This is a genomic window from Nonomuraea sp. JJY05 (genome assembly GCF_043496855.1).
Classification (GTDB): domain Bacteria; phylum Actinomycetota; class Actinomycetes; order Streptosporangiales; family Streptosporangiaceae; genus Nonomuraea.
The window spans coordinates 81,349-102,569 of the sequence record NZ_JBIEIS010000027.1 but is presented as its reverse complement, the minus strand read 5'-3'; the positions used below and the strand labels follow the sequence as shown (position 1 = coordinate 102,569).

At 69.9% G+C, this 21,221-nt stretch carries 7 protein-coding genes; all 7 read left to right on the top strand.

The features are described from left to right. Positions 1–44 precede the first annotated feature (44 nt). The 7 genes from ACFKCF_RS36270 to ACFKCF_RS36240 all read left to right on the top strand — a co-directional run bounded on the left by ACFKCF_RS36270 (position 45) and on the right by ACFKCF_RS36240 (position 21,220). The gene (locus ACFKCF_RS36270) at positions 45–2,927 is read left to right on the top strand and encodes an LAGLIDADG family homing endonuclease (protein WP_394499814.1); all 2,883 of its coding nucleotides are present in this window, start codon (positions 45–47) and stop codon (positions 2,925–2,927) included. A gap of 327 nt (positions 2,928–3,254) precedes the next feature. Continuing rightward, complete coding sequence (locus ACFKCF_RS36265) at positions 3,255–3,659, top strand: hypothetical protein (RefSeq protein WP_394499813.1); 405 nt, start codon at positions 3,255–3,257, stop codon at positions 3,657–3,659. A gap of 87 nt (positions 3,660–3,746) precedes the next feature. Beyond that, positions 3,747–3,965, top strand: coding sequence for a hypothetical protein (locus ACFKCF_RS36260; RefSeq protein ID WP_394499812.1), 219 nt, complete (start codon positions 3,747–3,749; stop codon positions 3,963–3,965). 15 nt (positions 3,966–3,980) lie between these two features. Further along, on the top strand, positions 3,981–6,323 hold the full coding sequence (locus ACFKCF_RS36255) for a phage portal protein (protein ID WP_394499811.1): 2,343 nt from the start codon (positions 3,981–3,983) through the stop codon (positions 6,321–6,323). Positions 6,324–6,384: 61 nt separating this feature from the next. Beyond that, the gene (locus ACFKCF_RS36250) at positions 6,385–7,266 is read left to right on the top strand and encodes a hypothetical protein (RefSeq protein WP_394499810.1); all 882 of its coding nucleotides are present in this window, start codon (positions 6,385–6,387) and stop codon (positions 7,264–7,266) included. Positions 7,267–7,335: 69 nt separating this feature from the next. Further along, positions 7,336–21,015, top strand: coding sequence for a helicase-related protein (locus tag ACFKCF_RS36245; RefSeq protein WP_394499809.1), 13,680 nt, complete (start codon positions 7,336–7,338; stop codon positions 21,013–21,015). A 13-nt stretch (positions 21,016–21,028) separates the two neighbouring features. Beyond that, positions 21,029–21,220 carry a hypothetical protein gene (locus tag ACFKCF_RS36240; protein ID WP_394499808.1) on the top strand — a complete coding sequence of 64 codons (192 nt, stop codon included), beginning with the start codon at positions 21,029–21,031 and terminating at the stop codon, positions 21,218–21,220. The last annotated feature ends 1 nt before the right edge of the window (position 21,221 follow it).

The following is a 21,221-nucleotide window of genomic DNA, read 5'->3' as shown; positions in this document are numbered from 1 at the left end:
GCCGAGTTGTCCGCGCCCGGGGCTGTCGCGCTGGGGCGGCCGCCGTGGCGCTGATCCTCCCGGCCGGCGTCAATCCGCCGGGCGATCCGAAGTCTCGGCTGGCGAACACCATGTTCGTGGAGCTGATGGAGCTCCCGCCGGAGGATCGGCGGCTGCTGCTGGAGAACCTGGGCGACGATGAGGCACGGGAGGTGTACGCGGCCGCGTACCGGGTTGCCGGCACGTCGTTCGCGTTGTGGCGGGATGATCCGGTGGGGTTTGTCGAGCAGGTACTCGGCGCCGCCGTCTGGAGCGTGCCGCGCCGGTTCATGACCGCGCTCACCGAGCACAAGCAAGTCGCCGTCCCGAGCTGCTTTGGGTCCTCGAAGTGCGTATACAGTCGAGATGTGATCATGCTTGCTGATGGCAGCGTCGTGCGCGCCGAATCCCTGGTCGGCAGCGAATTCGAGATGATCGGATGGCAGGAGGACGGCACCCAGACGATCCGTCGCGCCCGAGCCGAATGGAACGCCGTCGAACCCGTCTACCGAGTGACCACTGACTGGGGGCGGGAGATTGTCCGCAACGGTCACCATCCCTTGTACGCGGCTGACAATGTGCGGCGCGTCCGTTCTGGCGGCCAAGTGGGCACTATCATCCGCACGCCGGAAAACATCGGCTGGCGGACCATAAACGACCTCAAGCCGGGGGACCTTGTGCTCGTTCCGGAGAAGGTCAGCCCAGAGGCGACCCGGCGCATGCCGTTCGAGGAAGCCGCACTGCTCGGCTACCTGCTCGGCGACGGCGGGACGAGCGCGGGCTTCGTCACGTTCTCCCACCTGCCGGGCGAAGCCTTAGACGAGTTCATCGCCTGCGCGGAGAAGCTCGGCAGCCGGATTGTGGACCTTCAGGTGCGGGAAGGCCGCCGCCACCGCGAGATCGCCGTCCGCGGCTATCGGCAGCCGGGCCGCCAATACCCGGTCAACCCGGTGCTTAACCTGGCGCGGAACTGGGGCCTGATCGGCTGCAAGGCGACTGAGAAGCGCTTCCCGGACTTCATGTGGCAGCTCCATCCCGACGACCTCGCCGTCATCCTCAGCCGCCTGTGGGCATGCGATGGCTGGGCGACCTCGGGCCGGACCAAGAATCGCCCAAACAACTCGGCGATAGGCATCTCCCTGTCCAACGAGGGCCTGATCCGCGACATCCAGCGGGCGATGCTGCGGCTCGGCGTCTGCGGCAAGGTGTCGAAGACGTACTCCAGCCTGAACGGCAAGCGCTTCCCGTACTGGGCGTTCCTCGTCACCTCGGCGCAGGACATGCGCCGCATGGTCGAAGTGCTGGACGTGCCCGAGAAGCGGGAGGCCATGAAAGCCGCGCTCGCCGCCGCCGAGAAGCGCCGCCACTCCGAGCTGTGGCGGCACCGCAACGCACCAGCCGGTTACCGGTGGGAGAAGGTGAAGGAGATCGAGCGGCTGCCCGGCGACGAGCGGACGGTCGCGATCGAGGTGGACGTCGATCACACGTGGGTCGATCTCTTCGTGGAGCACAACACGTTCAGTTGCGGGCAGATGGTGCTGTGGGCGTCTCTCGTCCACCCGGTCGGCACGGCGCTGGTGGTCACGTTGGCTCCGCTGTGGAGGCAGGTGGCTCGCCAGCTCTGGCCGGAGGTGCGGGCCGCGCACACCCGGGCCCAGTTGCCCGGCGTCGTGGACATGACGCAGTACAAGCTGCCCGACGCCAACGGCGTGGATACCACCGTCGCGTATGGGATCGCCGCCGCCCCGCATAATGAGGCGGCGGTGCAGGGCATACATAAGGCCGAGCTGCTGCTGATCGTGGAGGAGGCGGGCGGCATCGCCCACACGATCGGCGACAACCTGGCGGGCCTGCTCGTGGGTGAGGGGGCGAAGATGATCGCCATCGGAAACCCGCCGACCGACGAGGTCAACACGTGGTTCGAGAAGCTGTGCGGGGACCCTGAGGTGGAGACGATCCCCATCTCGGCGTTCGACACCCCCAATCTGACCAGCGAGTATTTCGGGGAGTGCCAGTCGTGCCCCGGCGGCGGGCACAGCCCCGCCAAGCACATGGTCGACAAAGCGTGGATCGACCGAACGACGCGTGTCCACGGGCCGAAGTCGAACTATGTCCGCGCGAAGATCCATGCCCTGTTCCCGAAGGGTCTCGCCAACGTCGTCATCCCCTCGGACTGGATCGAGGCCGCGGTCAAGATGGACGAGCCCGAGCTGCGGCCCGGGTGGGCTCGCTTGCGGGACCTCGGCCTGGACGACGAGGACGCCGAATGGATCGTCAAGGCCGGTGCGTGGGTGCGGCTCGGCGTCGACGTCGCGAGCGATGGCGGTGACGAGCTGGTGGTCGCTCGCCTGGTTGGCGACCTGGCCACGGTTGAGCACACGTCGAGCGGGCCGGAGAACGCCGACCCGGTCGCGGTCGCCGGGATCATCCTGAAGGAGATCCGCCGCGCCGAGGCGCTCGCAAAGGCGATCGGCAGCGCTGACCCGGTGAGGGTGAAGGTCGACGGCAACGGCCTCGGCTGGGGTGTGGCTGGCCTGCTGGCGGCGTGGGGGCGCGAGGGGAAGCACGGCGCGGAGATCGTGCCCGTGCTGGTGTCGGAGTCGCCCGGCCGGGAGCCGGACGAGGCGACGCTGCGCCCGTTCCTGAAGCGCGACGAGATGTGGCTGGCCACGCGGGCGTTGGTGCGGCCGGACGAGCACGGGGCGACGCGGCTGCGGTTGCGGGTGGACGATATGACGGCCGGGCAGCTCTCGGCGCCGAAGCTGTCCACGCGCTCCTCGGGCCACTCGCAGGTGGAGTCGAAGAAGGAGATGCGTAAGCGCGGGGTGTCGTCCCCGGACCGCGGAGAGGGCGTGTTGCTGTCCGTGTACGAGCCGGAGGAAGAGGATTCCTGGCGCATCATCGCCTGAATTAAGGGCGTAGAGGACGCGCGCATGCAGGTTTCGGTTTGCGCGTATATCGGATTGTTACCGTCCAAAGGTTCACGCGGGGTGTCACTCCCAGTGGCCGTAAACCCTTTACGGCCACTGGGAGTGATCGTTACCTTTTGAGCCGTTCTCACAGCAGCATCTGAGGACGCAAGCTTCCCAACCGTCATCGCACAGAGTCGTGCGCCTGGCATGTTTCGCTCCGAGAACCCGCCGCGGGCGGGTCCTTCCCGGAAGGGTTCTCGATCGGGGGTGGTGCCGCCAGTGGGCTCGGCTCAGTGCTGCCTTATAGCTGGGGGAGATAACCACATGTCATACCCGGAGGGCCACGCGTGGGGCCTCGCGCTGTTCCTCGAACCGGCCGACCCCGAACTGATGTGGCGGTTGGCTGACCGCCCCTATGTGACGTTGCCCGATGACCTGAAGCACTTCCCCGACCAGGAGGAGGGGCTGGTGTTCGAGGTCCTGGACCGGGTGTGCGTGAAGTGCTGGCAGCGCTTCGACATGTCCATATGGCAGCCGTGCGCAGCCGACACCTCCCCCCAGCATCATCTGCACGGCGGCGTCATGGCAGAGCGCGCCGCTCGCAGCAAGCCCGCCCCGGGCACGACGGCCGCCGAGGTCGCCGCCCGCCAGGCCCGCGCCCGACAGAAGAAGCTGCGCCGCGAGGCAGTCGCCCTCATGCAGGCCAGCCGCCTGGACGGCCTCAACTAGCCTCGCATGACATAAACCCCCTGGGCCCCTACCGTGCCCCGGAGCCCGCCACCACACCAGGGCGGCGACCGGCACGGAGGGGCCCAGGTGTATTACGACCAGAACGAGCATGAGCGCGAACGCCACGACCAGGGGGCGCAGCTGCGCCGTGTGCGGCGCGACTTCGCCGGTCTGCTGCTGATGATCCTTGGCGCCGTGGCCACCGTGGCGGCCGTCATGGCGTGGCAGGAACTGGTGGGGGTGGGCCTGTTGGGCGTCTACATGATGGTCGGTGGCTGGTTCGTCGCCTCCGACTCGTCCAAGTAGGCCGGGGGCGCCCTGATGGCACGCCGATTCCTGCCCGGCATCCGGGCCACCGAGACGGTCGCGCACGTTCCTCGGCTCTCCGATGGCGAGCGTCGTGAGCTGATGGAGATGGAGCTCAAGGCGCTCGTCCCGGGCCTCGGCACCGTGGCGGTGTCCGACTGGTCGTCGAACCTGTCGGCGGCTGCGCGTCGCGCCTGGCCGGTGGACCGCGCTGTCGCTGAGGCGTTCGAGCGCACGGTGTGGGTGTTCAAGTCGGTCGATTCGATCGCGGAGCATCAGGCCGATCTCGATTTCGTGGAGCGCGACCGCAAGACGGGTGAGCTGATCGAGTATGACCCGCTACTTGACCTGCTGAACGATGGGCAGGCGAATGAACTGGAGACCGGCCGACAGTTCCGGTACAGGCTGTCGGCGCAGATCCTGCTCAGCGCGCGGGGCGCGTTCGTGGAGATCACCCAGGACCGGCGGGGCCGGCCGATCCGCCTCGACCTGCTGCCGCCTGGCCGCACGCGGCCGGTCCCCGGGTTGAACGGCAAGCTGCTCAGCCACTTCGAGACGATGACGCCGGACGGGATCCGCGTGCCGATCCCTCCGGATCGGGTGCGCTGGTTCCGCAAGCCGCACCCGACCGACGCCTACATGGGCATCACCCCGCTGCAGGCGGCCGGTCTGGCGGTTGACCAGGACTTCCTAGCGAAGATCTACAACTCGTCGTTCATGCTCAACGACGGCCGCCCCGGCGGCGTGTTGAGTGTGGAGGGCCGAACGAACCCGGCCGACGCGGCGAAGCTGGAGGAGCGGTTCGGGCGCGGGCCCGCCGAGGCCGGCAAGCTGACAGTGATCGGCGGCGGCAAGTTGTCCTACGTGGACTTGGCCGCGACGCCGAGAGATATGGCGTACGGGGATATGGCTGCCCGCGCCAAGGAGGAGGTCCTGGCGGCGTACGGCGTCGGCGAGACCGTGCTGGGTAACTCGTCCAGGCGGACCTGGGATAACGCAGAACAAGAGCTGTTTACGTTCTGGACGATCACGATGAAGGGGCACCTTCGGATCGTCTCGACCGGGTTCGGGCCGGACATGGGCAAGGGAGTCCGCGGGGAGTTCGACACCTCGACCGTGGAGGTGCTGCGCCGTACGGCCGAGGCCCGCCGCCGTGAGGCGCGCGAGGAGGTCAAGGAAGGGCTCATCTCGCCGGACGAGTATCGGGAGATCGCCGAGTACGAGCCGTTCGATCTGCCGCACACGAGGGCGATCTACGTGGCGCAGGGCAAGACGCCGATCCCGACCCGTCCGGAGGACGCTGAAGCGTTGGGTCTCGCCTCCCCGGACGCGGCCGTCGCGCCCCCAGGGGCGCCCGGGGAGGAGTCGCCCCCGGGCGAAGACATGCCGCCGGGCGAGACCGCGCCGGAGCCCGCGGGCGCAACCGCGCCGGCGGGCGGCGACGTGGACGCCGATGATCCGGCCACCGGGCAGGCGTTCGCGATGCTTCAGGGCATGCTCGACGCCGAGGGCCAGGAGCAAGAGCAGGACGACGAAGACGATGAGGAGGAGGTGCGGTCGAGGCGTCGGCGCCGCACCGAGAACAAGGCCCTTCCTGCGCCCGAGCAGGGCGACGACGTCCGCGACGACATCGAGCAGGACCTGCGGGCCACGCTGCAGCAGCTCGTCCGCAGGCTGGTGCAGCGCACCGCCGCCCGCGTCGCCTCCCCCAAGATCCGCAAGCACACCCGCCATTTCACGCCTGAGTTCGAGCAGGACACCCGCGTCGGCAGAGAGCCGCTCGACGCCGAACGCGTCGCCGACGTCGAACAGTGGCGGGAGGAAGCCGCCGCCGTGCTGACGCCCGTCCTGGTGGCGGCCGCCGCCGCCGCAGCAGCAGGTCCCGACGCCGCCTCGGTCGGCGCAGCGTCGGCACCGGTCAGCGAGGCCCGCGAATGGCTCGTCGCCGGGATCGTGGGCGCGGCCCGCCGCCTCGGCGTGTTCATCCGCGCCCTCGACACGACCGGCGTTGACATTGACCGACTCGTGTCCGAAGTGCGCGCCCAGCTCCCGGGCTTGGAGGAGTGGGCGGCCCGCGCCGGCGTTCAGGCCGCGACCGGCCTCACGCATGCCGTCGAATACGTCGTCGTGATGGACTCGGTCGGCGCGGCCGGACTGGTGTCGGCGATGTGGCGGACGCGCGGCGACGACGACGTCAGGGCGACGCACCGGGACGCGGATGGGCAGGTCCGGCGTGCGGGGGTGCCGTTCGATGTGGGCGACGCTCAACTGCGGTGGCCGGGCGACTTTGCCGCCCCGATCGAGGAGACCATCCACTGCCGGTGCCGGCTGAGCTGGATCGTCTCGCCGGGGCAGTAACACATGCGGCCGCCTTGGGCGATATGCACAACACCCCAAGAGAGCTGGGCTGAGGAGCGCGATGGGCGAGGACAAGCAGCGGCGCGGCGTCCTGGGCGACATAAATGCGGCGGTCGCGTTCCTGTCCCAATCCTGGCGGTCCACCGACCGATCGCTCCGCAGAGCGACTCTCGGCATGTGGGTGCTTGGCCTGGCCTCGACCATCCTGGGCTTTCTGGGGGACGGCACGGGTTTCTGGGCGACTCGCCCGTTCGCGACCAACCTTCTGACGAGCCTGACGGCCTTCTTCTTCGCTGTGCCCGTTGCCTTGCTCGTCCTTCAGAACGTGCAGCAGCGTATAGCTGGCCGAGCGGAGCGGCTGACTGCCATCGCCGTTCTGGAGGACGCGACGAATGAGTTGGCCAGCATCTTCGCCCTACTGCATCCGCCCATCTCTGAAGGCCGGGATAGCGATTCTGCACCGGTGTCCATTGAAGCCCTAAGAGGTGCGATCGCCCAGCTAACCGCAGCAGTGGAAGCCTCCGCTGTACCGGAGACGCGAGAAGTTCTAACGGACGTAATCGACATGTGGAAACGTGCTCCTACGATTCAACGCCTTGCCGAGGGAATACGGAGGAGCCAGGCAATAGTCACCCGCCTGCGCGAGGTTGTCCGACCACAGTTCTTGAAGCTCGGCTTAGAGTGGCGCCTGGACGGTGAGATCGATCAGCTCAATGTAGATGTCAGGCTGGACGCCGAAGACATCGCGGAGGCTGTGACCTCGTGGCCCACTCGTGTTGAACAAAGGCTGCTGATGCGCCCAGGCTCACATCACCTTGAGGCATATAGCCTGTCGCGCGAGGCCGACGGCCTAGCACGCCAGGCCAACAGCATGTGCGTCCACCTGAACCAGGTCACCATCGCGGCGGACGCTGCTCTGTCAGACCTCGGCCGGATTGGCTGACGCGACACTAACGCCGCAAGTCGGCACCCTGCACCCTCGCACGCACACGCCGGGGGCATGGGGGCTGGTTTGTCCGACTACGATGCTTGGGATGTCAAGGCACGCCGCGGGTTCGGCGTCAAGTTCGATGACGACCTGCACCCGCGCGACCGCAAGGGCCGGTTCATTGAGACGAACGCCCTGGTGTCGGTGTGGGGCGGCGGCCGCGGCACCGTTGTCAAGAACGTGGGCGGTGGCCGGCTTGAGGTCCGCATGGAGGACGGGCGTCTCCAGCGGATCCACCGCAACTACCTGACCGTGCAGAAGCGGCCCGGCGGCGGCAAGCCGACCGGGCGGGCCGACTCCGCGCCGAAGGCGATGCAGGTCGAGCAGGCCAGCCCGGACGCCGAGGACGTCACCCCGGCCGACACCAGCCGCATGAGGCTCGCGGACCTGACGGACGGCAACGCCACGATCCTCATGTACGGGCAGGACGAAGACGGCAATGAGGTAGCGCGGATCGGCCTGATCTCCAAGGTCAACCGCGTGCCCGTGGACGGCGTCTACGGGCACAAGGTCGAGCTGAACGTTGGGGGCGGCCAGTTCGAGACGGTCTACTCGGCCGACACGGACCCGAGGGTCCGGCTGGTCCCCACCGATGCTCTGGCGCGGGTGTCGAAGGCGATCGCCAACGGCGACCCGAACGCGGAGCAGATGGCGCGCGACCTCATCTCCGACGTGCTCGCGGATGACGACCGCGAGTCGGGCTCCACCGAGAGGCCCGCCAGGAGGGCCGACACCACCGCGCAGACCGTTCAGGCCGACGCGCCGCCCGCCAAGACGCCAGCCACGCCGAGCACCGTGGTGCCGGGCGACCTCGAGACCGGGGATCGGGTGACATTCGACATCCCCGTCACGGCCGCAAACGTCGAGCAGTTCTCGGGGCAGGGGGCGAAGAACCCGCCCAGGCCGGGCGCGACGGTGACCGTTCGCGGCGTGGTCGAGGGCGTCGAGACCGACATGTTCGGCGGCTCCACGGTGCACCTGCGGCGGGATGGAGCCCAATGGCAGGGCGCGGGCGGCGGCGGCCGTCTGGACGGTGACGGTCTTGATTGGCCGCTGGATGAGGACCACGCCGTGCACAAGACCGGCAAGGCCGACGCCCAGCAGCAGCGCCGTGGCGGTGCCGCGCCGGTTCGGACCGCTCCGCAGGGTGGCCTGTTCTCCGACGTCGGTCGTGAGGCGCAGGGTACTGAGGACATGTTCACCGCGCACGAGCGCGACCGGGACCGGAACCCGGAGGACGAGCCCAGCACGGCGGCTGGGCCCGCCCAGGCTGAGCCGGAGCGGCCTGAGCGCGCCCAGGCCGAGCCCGAGCGACGCGAGCGCGACCGTGCCGCCCAGGAGGACGGCGGGCCGGCGCGGGAGCGCGCCGACGAGCCTGAGGAACGGGCCGAGACCGCCACGGACACCGCCACGGCGGACGCCGGAGGTGAGGAGCGCGCCAAAGAGCTGTCCAAGCAGGCCAAGGAAGCGTTCGAGGCCGGCGACTACGGCCGCGCGCTCCGGTTGACCGGCGAGGTGTTCGACGCGTGGCCGGACATGAACGACGCGACCCGGGCGCGCATGGAACGCAACCGGCAGGTGATCCAGTCGCATTGGCGGCGCAAGGGCAGTGACGAGGACCTGGCGGCGTGGGCGCGTACGGAGCTGCGCGGCCAACCGGACACGGACGAGTTCACGCCGCTGCTGAAGGACCTCGACCGAGGCGACCGCGTGTTCTTGCCGAACCCGGGCGGGCGCGGCGGTCGAGAGGTGATCATCCTCGGCGTTCCGGAGAAGGTGGGGACGGGCCCGCGGGCACGGGGCCGCATCTCCTACGTGATGAAGGACGGGCGGCGCGCGTCGGAAGCCCGCTCGTGGAACGCCAAGCTGACCGTGCTGCGCAGCTGGGAGCCGCTGCCCGAGGACGACGGCAGCGCCGCCGCGCCGGATGAGGGACGGCGGCTGGAGCGTGACCTGTCGGTCCGTCCGGGCCTGCTGCCCCGCGACGTGGAGCAGCGTCTCGCGACGGCGCGCGGACGCCTGGTGGAGGCCCTCGGCGGTGACGACCGGGACGCCGTCATCCAGGCCACTTCCAGCTATCAGCGGGAGCTGAACGCCGCCTACCAGGGGCTGCCCCGTCACATGCCGAGGCGGGACATCGCCCAGGACGAGATCACAAAGACGAACCGCGCCGTTGGGCGTGCCCGGCAGGAATGGGAGACTGCCCATCCGGCGGACAAACTGCCACAGGCTGGCACAGAGAGTGACGAATCTGCTACTGTAAGTTCTACAATGGGCGCCCCCAAGACCGGGCCAGCGCCGACCGAAGGAAGCCCGGCCGAGGGAGGAACCGATGGCGATGACGACGGACGAGCTAGTGAGTCTCGCCCGCCGGTACTGGGAGACGTACCTGCCGAAGGCGTACGCCGAACTGGAGGATCCGGACGAGCACCTGCTGGCGCTGGCGTACCGGGTGGAGGACCTGGTGGACGAGCGGGCCGAGGAACTGGCCGGCAAGCCGATCGAGGGCGAGAGCTTCGAGGACCGGCTGGGCAGGAAGCGGAACGCCGAGACGACAGCCTGGGCGATGGTGCTGGACGAAGAGGTGTACCTGACGCCCGAGCCCGGCAGGGAGAACGAGGAACTGCCGCCGGCGTAGCCTCCGGCAACTTCCGGCCCTCCTCCCAGGAGGACCTGGCCCCGGCGGGTGAGAAGGCAAAGGCGCGCGCCAACATCGCGGCCGTCCGCACCCTGCGCACGCTCCAGGCCGAGGACCGCCCGGCGACGGAGGAGGAGCGGCGCATCCTGGCCCGCTGGTCGGGCTGGGGTTCGCTCCCGATCGTGCTGGAGTCGCGGCCGCTGCCGCAGAAGAAGCGGTTCCGCGACGACGACGGCAACCCCGACCCGGCCAAGTTCGACCGCGCCCTGAAACGGTGGGAGTCGTTCGCTCCCGAGCGGGCCGAGCTCCGCTCGATGCTGAGCGACGCCGAGTGGCGCAACGCCGAGGTCAACACGCTCAACGCCCACTACACCGACGCCGCCATCGTGTCGGAGGTGTGGGACGCCGTCCGCGCGCTGGGCTTCGACGGCGGCAACGTGCTCGAACCCGGCTCCGGCTCCGGCACGTTCATCGGCCTGGCGCCCGAGGGCGCGCACATGACCGGCGTGGAGCTCGATCCCACCACGGCGGGCATCTCCCAGGCGCTGTACCCGGACGCCGTCGTCCGCAACGAGTCGTTCGCCGACACGCGCGCCCCCGCGGGCTCGTTCGACGCGGTCGTCGGCAACGTGCCGTTCGGCGACTACTGGCTCGTGGACCAGGAGTACAACCCCGAGCGGAAGCACTCGATCCACAACCACTTCATCCTCAAGAGCCTCGGCCTGACCAAGCCCGGCGGCCTGGTTGCCGTCATCACCAGCCGCTACACGATGGACTCCGAGGACTCCTCGGCGCGGCGCGAGATGGCCAGCATGGGCGACCTCGTCGGCGCAGTCCGTCTCCCGTCCGGCGCCCACCGCAAGGCCGCAGGCACCGACGTTGTCACCGACCTGCTCGTCTTCCGCAAGCGCGGGGAGGGCGAACCGGCCGGGGACACGTCGTGGATCAACGCGCCCAAGACGGACGTCAACGGCAGCCAGCACCCGATCAACACCTACTTCCAGGCGCACCCGGAGAACATCCTCGGCGAGCAGACGACCGGGCGCGGCCAGTTCACCGACCACGACGTCATCGTGAAGGGCGACCGCGACGCCGCCCCCGCGATGCGCGAAGCGCTCGACCGGATCGTGGCCGACGCCCAGCAGCGCGGCGACGTGTTCGAGCAGTCGGCCGAGCCGGTGGAGCGGCTGCAGCTCGTCTCCCGCCACGAAGGCCACGACGGGGCGCTGCACCTCAACGACGACGGCTCGTTCTCCCAAGTGCAGCGGGGCGCCGCCAACCCGGCCAACATCCACCCCACACAGGTCGACCAGCTCACCGCGCTGGTGGGGCTGCGCGACGTCGCCCGCGCCCTCCTCGCAGAGGAGAACGCGTCCGAGACGGACACGCCGCGCATGGACGAGCTGCGCGCCGAACTGAACCGCCGCTACGACGCCTACACCCGCAAGTGGGGGGCGATCTCCAAGCGCGCCAACCGCCGATTCACCCCGGCCGAGGCGAAGGAGAAGGCGGACGGCGAAGGCCGCAACGTTGCCGAGTCGGAGAAGGCCTCCACCGCGGTCGGCTTCATGCGGTCCGACCCGGCAGGCGCGATCGTGTTCGCGCTGGACGACTACGACGCCGACACCGGCAACGCCCGCAAGGCCGACATCCTGTCCAAGCGGGTCGTGGCCGCGAAGAAGCCCATCACGTCCACGGACGACCCGGGCGAGGCCCTGGCCGTCGTCATCGACCGGTTCGGCGAACTCCGCATGGCCGAGGTCGCCAAGCTGCTCGGCGTCGACGAGCCGACGGCGCGACAGCGTCTCGGCAACCGCGTCTACGACCAGCCGCCGTTCTACACCGAGTCGGGCGAGCCGTACTTCCTGCCCGGCCAGCAGCCGCACGTGGCGGCGGCCGACTACCTGTCCGGCAACGTCCGGCAGAAGCTCGCCATCGCGAGGCAGGCGGCCGAGAACGACCCGAGGTTCGCGCTCAACGCCGCGGCGCTGGAGGAGGTCCTCCCCCGCGACCTCACCCCGGGCGAGATCGACGCCCGCATGGGTGCGGCGTGGATCAACGCCGACACTGTGCAGGAGTTCCTGCGCGAAGTCCTCAACGACCCGAGCGTGAAGGTCAACCACGCGGGCGGGTCGCTGTGGGAGGTCAACGGCAACAAGGAAGGGTACGAGGCCCGCCACACGTACGGCACGGACCGTAAGTCGTGGTCGGCCATCGAGATCGCCGAGTCGCTGCTACGCCAGTCCACGATCAAGGTCACCGCATCCACGCCGGGCGGCGGCAGCGTTGCCGACCCGGCCGGGACGATCGAGGCACAGCAGAAAGCCCAGGAGCTGAGCGAGCGGTTCAGCGAATGGGTGTGGGAGAACCCGGACCGCGCCGAGCGCCTGGCCCGCATCTACAACGACCGCTTCAACAGCATCGTGCTCCGCTCCTACGACGGGGCGAACCCGCTCCTGCCCGGCCTGGCGCACGACTGGAAGCCGCGCGAGCACCAGAAGGCGGCCGTCGCCCGCATCGTCAACGAGCCGGCCGCGCTGCTCGCCCACGAGGTGGGTGCTGGCAAGACCGCCGAAATGGTGATGGGCGCGATGGAGCTGCGCCGCACCGGCATGGCGCGCAAGCCGAGCATCGTGGTCCCGAACCACATGTTGGAGCAGTTCACCCGCGAGTTCCTGGAGCTGTACCCGAACGCCAAGATTCTCGCCGCAGGGACGAAGGACCTGGAGAAGGACAAGCGGCGCGAGTTCGTCGCCAGGGCGGCGACCGGCGACTGGGACGCCATCATCCTCACCCAGAAGGCGTTCGAGAAGATCGACATGCACCCGGACGTGCAGCAGGCGTACCGGGACGACGAGTTGCAGAAGCTGCGCGACGCCGTCGAGCGGGCCAAGTTGTTCGGGGATGACTCCCGCCTGCTGAAGAGGCTGATGCGGCAGCTCGTCCAGGCCGAGGAGAAGATCAAAGCCAAGCTCGCCGGCGCCAAGCGCGACGAGGGCAACGTCTACTTCGAGCACACGGGCATCGACTACCTGTTCGTCGACGAAGCCCACATGTACAAAAACCTGCGCACCCCCTCGCGGATCGAGGGCGCGGGGATCGACGGTTCGGGCCGCGCCAGCGACCTGCACATGAAGCTTCACCACCTGCGCGGCAAGACCGAGTCCGGGCGGGTCGTCACGTTCGCCACCGGCACCGATATCGCGAACAGCGTCACCGAGGCGTACGTGATGATGCGGTACCTGCGCCCGGACCTGCTCGAAGAGGCCGGGATCGACGACTTCGACACGTGGGCGGCCACGTTCGGCGACGTCATCACCGACATCGAGCTCAACCCGGACGGCAACGGCTTCCGGCAGAAGGCGCGCTTCGCGAAGTTCCGCAACGTTCCGGAGCTGCTGCGCCTCTACCGGGTGTTCGCCGACGTCAAGACGGCCGACGACCTCGGCCTGCCGACGCCGCCCGTCCGCAAGGACGCCAACGGCAACCGCGGCGAAACCATCGTCGTCCCCGCCTCGACCGAGCAGCTCGACTACATCCAGGACCTCGGCCAGCGCGCCGAAGCGGTCCGGTCGAGCAACCCGCGCCGGTGGATCAACGGCGTCCCCGAAGAGGAGTGGATCGCCGAGAACGGCGAGCCAGACGCCGACGACCCGGACACCCGGATCGTCGAGGACAACATGCTCAAGATCTCCGGCGACGGCAAGCGGGCCGCGCTGGACATGCGGCTCATCGACCCGAACATGCAGCAGTCCGGTGGCAAGCTCGACATCGCCGCCGAGAAGATCGCCGAGATCTACCAGCACTCCAAGGACTGGCAGTACCCCGTCCGCAAGGACTCCGAGGACCTGCACCCGACCCCGGGCGCGCTCCAGATCGTTTTCATGGACCAGGGCACGCCGAAGAAGAAGCCCGGCAAGCCCCGAGGGTCCAACATCACGGTCGAGAAGCTCAAGGCCGGTCACTGGCTGAGCGACAGGGGTGTGCCGCGCCGCGTCAACAAGGTCACGTGGGACGACAACGCGGAGATGTTCCTGGTCGACCTTGAGGGCTCTGCCGACTTCCTGGAGGTCCGTCCCGGCGACAAGGTCTTCAAGATTCCCGAGCCGAAGGGCGCGGTGGACGACGCGCCCGGGGACGCCCCGTCCGGGGACGGCGACACGTCGACGTGGGCCGCCTACGACGAGATGAAGGCCCAGCTCGTCGCCCGGGGTGTCCCGGCCGAGAAGATCCGCTACATCCACGAGGCGAACACCGACGCGCAGAAGGCGAAGCTGTTCGAGGACGCCCGCAACGGCAAGATCGCCGTCCTGCTCGGCTCCACGGAGAAGATGGGCACGGGCACGAACGTCCAGGCGCGCGCGGTCGCCCTGCACCACATGGACTGTCCGTGGCGGCCGGCTGACCTCGCCCAGCGCGAGGGGCGCGTGGAGCGTCAGGGCAACTTCAACCTGGACCACCACGACAAGGACGTCCGAATCCTCCGTTACGTGACGGAGGGGATGTTTGACGGATATAGCTGGCAAACCGTCGAAAGAAAACAAAAGTTCATCGCCCAGATGAAGAAGGGAAGCCTCGACGTCCGCGAGATCGAGGACATCGGCGACGCCGCCCTCTCCTTCGCCGAGGTGAAGGCGTTGGCGACCGGCAACCCGTACCTGATGGACAAGGCCAAGGCCGACACGGAGCTGAACCGGCTGGAACGCCTCGACCGCGCCCACGACCGCAACCAGGGCAACCTGTCCCAGCAGATCACCCGCGCCGAGCAGATGGTCAGGGAACTCACCGCCGACATCGGCGAGTGGCACGAGGCGATCGCCGCCCGGGTGGACACGCGCGGCGACAACTTCGTCATGAAGGTCGGCGACCTCGAGACCGACAAGCGCACCGACATCTACGAGCCGCTGCTGAAGGCCATCCGCGACGTGCGGGACGGGCCCGCCGCCGAGGACCGGCCGATCCCCATCGGCGAACTCGGCGGGCACACCGTGTACGCCACCAAGACGCGCCGCTACTACGGCGACCAGCTGTACCGGGTGATCGACGTCGGGTTCGACTTCTCCGGCGGCGTCTCCTCCTATCGGGGGCAACAGCTCACGGACGGGTCCGGGAACGGCATCCTTCGCGCGCTGGAGAACCGGCTCGCTGGCCTGGAGCCGCAGATCGAGGCTGCGGAGAAGCGCATCGCCCACCTGGAGGAGCAGGCCGCGAAGATGCGGGGCGCGGTCGGCAGGCCGTTCAGCAAGGCCGGGCAGCTCGCCGAGGCCCGGGAGCGATCGCGGCTCCTCGGCGAGATCATCCGCGTCCAGTCGCACCTGGACGAGCTGAAGGGGAACCCGGACGGCGACCCGTACAAGGCCGCGGCTCAGGAGTTGGTGCTGCTGAAGGGGCAACTCGATTCGCTGCGCCCGGCGCCGATGCCGGACCCGGCGACCGATCCGGACCCGGACCTGAACGTCACCCTGGACGACCCGACGCCCACCGTGCACGCCGACGACGACGGGTTCGCCGTCTCGGATGTGCCCGACTCCCCCGACGTCGCAGCCAGCCAGGCCGCCGACGTGCTGCCCGACGTGGATGAACCAGACGAGTCCGTGACGGACGGGACTTCCCGCGCGGGAAGTCCCGACGATGCAGGCCCGACCCTGATGGATGAGCCCGAGCCGGTGGGCGACGTCGGCCAAGCCGCGGTGCAGGAGTCGGCTCCCGCCCCCGAGCCCCAGTCGGAGGGTGACCGTGATTGGCCGACCGCGCCCACCGCGAGCCCGGCAAACCTGGCACCCGCCGATTGGGAGCGCGAACTGCGCGACCGGTACGACGCGTCTACGGCGGCCGACGCGGTCGGCGACCTGCTGGCGGTCATTGACGACGGCTTCCCCGAATTCGGTGATGGCCCCGAGGGTGATGATGAGTTCGAGGCGTACATGGCGCGCGTCCGTGACATGGTCCAGCTCGCCGAGGACGAGATCGAGGACGTGCGCGACGGCCTGGCCGGTGAGCCTGGCTGGCGGGACAGCTACGGGCGGCAGGTGTACTCCCCCAATCGCGACTGGCTGTCGGAGCTGATCCCCCAGGTACGACGCATGGCTCGTGACGCGGGGTACGACCGGCCGAGGTCGTCCACGTCGGAGGAGCGGCGGCAGCGCACCCAGGAACGGCGGGCCCGTGCCAGCGCTCCGGCCGAGCCTGCGCCTGACACCGCCGAGGACGTCGAGTCCGCGCCGCCGGCCGACGTGGACGAGCCCGCTCCGGCGGACGAGCCTGCGGCCGACGCGGTGCGGGGCACGGAGACAGTGGAGCCGGAGGCCCTGCAGCCGGGCGACCGCATCCGGATCGTCCGCACCAGCGACGGCGTGCGTCGTGTCCGCACCCGTGGCGGCGGCACCCGGCTCGCCCAGCCCGATGGGCGGGTGTGGGAGGGCACCGTCCCGGACAACTACCGGCCCGGAAGCGCCGTACGGCTCCGCGACGTGGTCGAGACGGAAGGCAACCAGCCCGCCCGCTACGTGGCCGATCCCGGCCTTGTACGGCTCGTAGACGCTGTTGATCGTCTCGGTACGGATGAGGCGGCCACGTCGGCGGCCGAGGCCGCCAGGCTGCGCGACAGCCGCGAACAGGCCCGCGAGGCCAACCGCGCCGAGCAGGCCGAGCGGCGCCGCCAGATGCTGGAAGAAGAGGGCGGCACCAGCCTGGCCGACGCCGTCGAGGCGTTCGAGGCCGCCGCCGAGCGGGGCAGCGGCGCATCCCGGCGCGAGATCGAGGACGCATGGCTGCGCGCCGACGCCGAGCTTGCCTCGGCCGAAGAGACCGCCACCCACTGGGCGCGTCAGGCACAGCTCAAGACACTCCGCTCCACCCTGGCCGACCGGCTGCGCATGGCAGGCGGGCGTGAGGGTGACGCGCGCCGCCGCGCGGCCGAGTGGGAGCAGGCCAAGGCCGACGCCGACCGGATCGCCGACGACGGCACCCCGGAGCCCGCGCCCGCCGAGGATCTCCAGCCGGACGACCGGGTGGACACCCCGGCCGGTGACGAAACCGTCGTCGTGGAGGAGGTCACCAAGGCCGGTGACATCACCTTCACCACCGAGCGGGACAGCCAGGACCGGCGGACGATCCGCGCCCGCAAGGAAGGCACGCAGGTCACCAAGCGCTCCGGCGGCCGGAAACCCCCGGAGGTCGGCCAGGTGCCCGCGGCCGACGTCGTGGTGGGCGAGTGGCTGATCGACGACGACGGCACCGCCGCCAAGGTCACCACGATCGACTGGGACGGCGACCGGATCACGTTCGAGGTGCTCGGACCCAACGGGCCCAGCCTGGTCGACGCGGACGCCGGCGAGACGGTGACGCGCGGGCGCGGGCTTCGCATAAAGAGGCCGCGCAAGCCGCGCCCGCCGCGAGAGCGCAAGCCGCGCTCCACGATCACCGCGCTCGATGACGGCACCCCCGCCACCAGGGTGCGGCTCCGGTCGGACATCCGTAAGCGGGTGCTCGGCCTGGCGATCGAGGACGACGAGAACGCCCCCGAGATGGCGCGTACAGCGGCCGCCCGGTTGCGGGCGTCGCAACCGGTCAGCGCTGAGCAGATGCGGGCCCTCGGCCAGTACCTGCGCACGCTGGCCGCCCAGGACCGGCCCGCCGTGCAGCGGCGGGCGCTGGAGCGGGCCGCGTCCTGGGTGGACGCCTCCTACGCCCGGTTGGCCGGATACCCGGCGCCGCCGCACGAGCCGCACCGTGACGCTCCGGAGAAGGCCTACCCCGAGAACCTGACCGCCGGCGACATCATCGCCATCCCGGACAGCGCGGGCGGCGAGATTCAGCCGGTGCGAGTGGTCGACGTGAAGCCGACGCCGCGCATGCCGTTCGTGGTCGCCACGGTGGAGCACGGCGACGGTCGGCGCGAGCAGCGCATCCTCGCCGCCGGGGTGGACGTCTGGTTGATGCCTGACCTGCCCGACGACGTGGACGTGCCGCCCACCCCGGATGACGAGTTCGACCCAGAGGAGCACATCCACCCGGACCGACTGGAGGTCGGCGACGCGATCCGCCACCCGGTCGGGAACTCCCCGATCGGGCGGGTGATGGCGATCCGCAAGACATCGAAGCCGTTCGCCGACACCGAAGAGTGGCAGGTGGATCTCGCCACCCTGGACGACGACGACCGCCCACTCCAGCAGGAGCGGGTCACCCTGTCCTCACGGGGCGGGCCCTCCGTGGTGCGTACCTGGCGCGGCGAACTGTCTCGACCGCAGCCGTGGGACGCGGCGATCGACAACAGCAGCGGCGACGGCATCATCAGCCCCACACAGGTCGAGGTGGGCGACCGGATCACCGTCACCGACGCCGCCGGCAACACACAGGCAGGTGTTGTCACGGCGCTCATGGGCGTCTACGACGACGATGGGCTGCAGATCGGCAACACGGCATTCCTGCGCGGCTACGACGGCGACACGGACCTGGCTCCGCTGCTCGACGGAACGGAGATCATCCGGCAGGCGAAGGGCGGCGCCGGGGCCGAGGAGCGGCTTCGCGCCGAGATGGAGGCGCAGGGGCAGCGCGCCCGCAAGCGCGCCGTAACCCGGGCGCTCGCGGACGCGGAGACCGGCCTGTACCGGCAGGTGGCCGCGACGCTGCTGGGCGAGCTCGACACCAGGCCGCTCGTGCCCGCCCGCGAACGGGGCGACGACGAGGTGTACTCGCAGGCGCTCACCCGCCTTGAGGAGGTGTGGCAGCGGCAACCCGAGGGCCTGGCCGAGCAGGTGGCGGACGCGCTCAACCCGCCCACCGACGAGCAGCACGCCGAGATCGTCCGCGCCCTGAAGCCCGTCGTCGCAGAGGTGCGCGACCGGGCCGCGGCGAACATGGTCACGGCGATCGGCGAGATCGACCCGCTACCGGGCGAGTCTTGGGATCAGGCACTGCGCCGGGTCATGGTCCAGTACCGAGACATGCCGCCGTCCGACTCGCTGACGCGGGCGGGCGAGGCCCTGGCCAAGGCCAATCTGGCGGGCGTGACGGACACGGCCACGCCGGACGTGCCCGCCGTGAAGGAGGCTGACCTTCCCGCCAGGATGGCCGCCTACCGGGCCGCGCTGCCGGAAGACCTGGCCAACGTGGGTCGCAAGCAGGTGCAGCGGCCGGTGTTCCAGCCGACCAACCTGGCCAACCTGGAGGCCGGGCAGGCGCCTACCGCCGACACCGTCACGACGTGGGTGGACGACGTCGCCGCCGATGGCGGGCCTGGCGAGCACGCGATGCGGCACCTCGCCGTGATGCGCGCGGCCGGCGCGGACCTGGACGAGATCTACCGCGCCCGGCTCGCGGCCGCCGATCCCAAGGGGATCGAGGCCAAGTTCGAGGAGATCGCGGAGCGGGCCCGCGCCCTGCGGGAAGACGCCTACGTCGCTGACCGGAACCTGATCGCCGCGAAGAAGCGCACCCGCACCAAGGTCGCCAAGCAGTTCGGGTTCTCCTCGATGAGGGCGCTCAACGCGGGCGCACCGCCGGACGTGAAGCGCAAGGCCGCGAGGGCGTGGGAGGAGGCATACGCAGACGAGGCCAAGGAGCGCGACGACGCCATCGCCGCCTACCGGGCCGCCGCCGACGACGTCATGGCGAACATGCGCGCCCGCCGAGAGGCCCGCCGCCAGGCCGCCATCGAGGCACTGTCAAGCGTGCGTAATCTCGGCGGCGAAGGTCCCTCCTACCTCACGTACGGCGTGCCTCTGCTCGACTCGAACCGGCTCCTGCAAGCCATGCGGATCGCCGAGGCGGGCTACCCGTCCGACTGGCTGGCGCTAGCCCGCGAAGACGGGCCGATCAACCTCGAACCGGGGATCGGCAACTACGCCGAGCGCGGCATCTTCGGCAGCAAGCCGCGGATCACGCTGCCGTGGGAGGCGGCGCGGAACAGTGTCCCCGTCAACGGCCAGTGGGTGGAGGAAGAGACGCCCGGGTCGCAGATGGTGGGCAACAACTCCGCGACCCGCGGATCGGTGCACGAGCTCGGGCACCACATGGAGAAGATCGTGCCGGGCCTGGTGGCGGCCGAGCGGGCGTTCCTGTGGGATCGCACCTCGACCGGGCCTGTCGGCGAGCGGGAGCGTCACCCGATCCAGGAGAAGCCGAACGGCGCCGAGACCATCCGCTACCGGGAAGGCGGGTTTGACGACGCGTACAGCACCCGCGAATACAACGACAACTCGTTCGAGCTGTTCACGGTCGGCGTGGAGACGCTGATGGCCGGGTCCACGTACGCGGACAACGACGCCGACCACCGCGCGTTCACGTTCGGCGCCCTGGCGCTGCTCGGCACTGGCCAGGATGGGCCGCGCCGGTCCCCGCTGACCGGCGTCAATCTGTCGGAGCTGTCGGAGGCCGAGCTTCGCGTGCTGCTCGCGAAGGTGTGGGGCAACCCGGACGAGGTCGCCCAGGTGATGGCCGCCCTCGACCGGCTCGACGCCAAGACGGGTGACCCGCTGGCTGGGGTCGAGCTCGAACGGCTGGACCTTGGCGACCTGGTGGCGCTGCTCGGGCAGGTGGACGACGACTACAGCGTGGCCCGGATCAGCGCCGCGATGGAGGCGTGGGAAGCCGAGCGGCGCCAGCAGGATGAGGAGGATCGGGCGTTTGCCGAGCGGTCGGCCCGCGTCGACCAGCTCATCGCCGAGGGCGTGCCGGAGCTGGAGGCGTGGGCACAGGTTCACGGCCTGTCGTACGAGCAGGTGGAACGCGACGTGCGGGCCGGCGACCGGGCGGCCGGGGAGACCCGCGACCAGATGGCCAGGCGGCACTATGACCTGTGGGTGCACGACCAGTACCTTCAGGCGGTGGCCGACACCAAGGGCTACCTGCTCAACCCGCAGGGCGTCGCGGCTGGCATCGATGAGAAGAGTCTGTTCTCGGGCCGCCGCGACAGCGCCCGCAAGTACGCGTCCGAGGAACTGCGCCGCTGGTTCGACGCGCACGGCTGGATGAACTTCACCGAGTTCAAGGCGCAGATGCTCGGCAGGGAACGGGATCGGCGGGCCGCGCAGGCGGGCCGCGCGGCACGAGACTTCAACCGGTAAGGGAGCTGACCAGATGAGCGATGGCGTGTCGCGGGTGGCGCTGGACGCCGCCCGCACCGCGGGCCGCACCACGGCGTGGGCCGGGCGGCCGATCACGGCCTGCCCCTACCCGAAGGGGCCGCAGCGGTTCGCGTTCGTGGACGCCTACCTTCAGGTGCGGCCCCCGGCGGCCGGGGCGGTCGCCTACGACGAGCAGGAGGCATGAG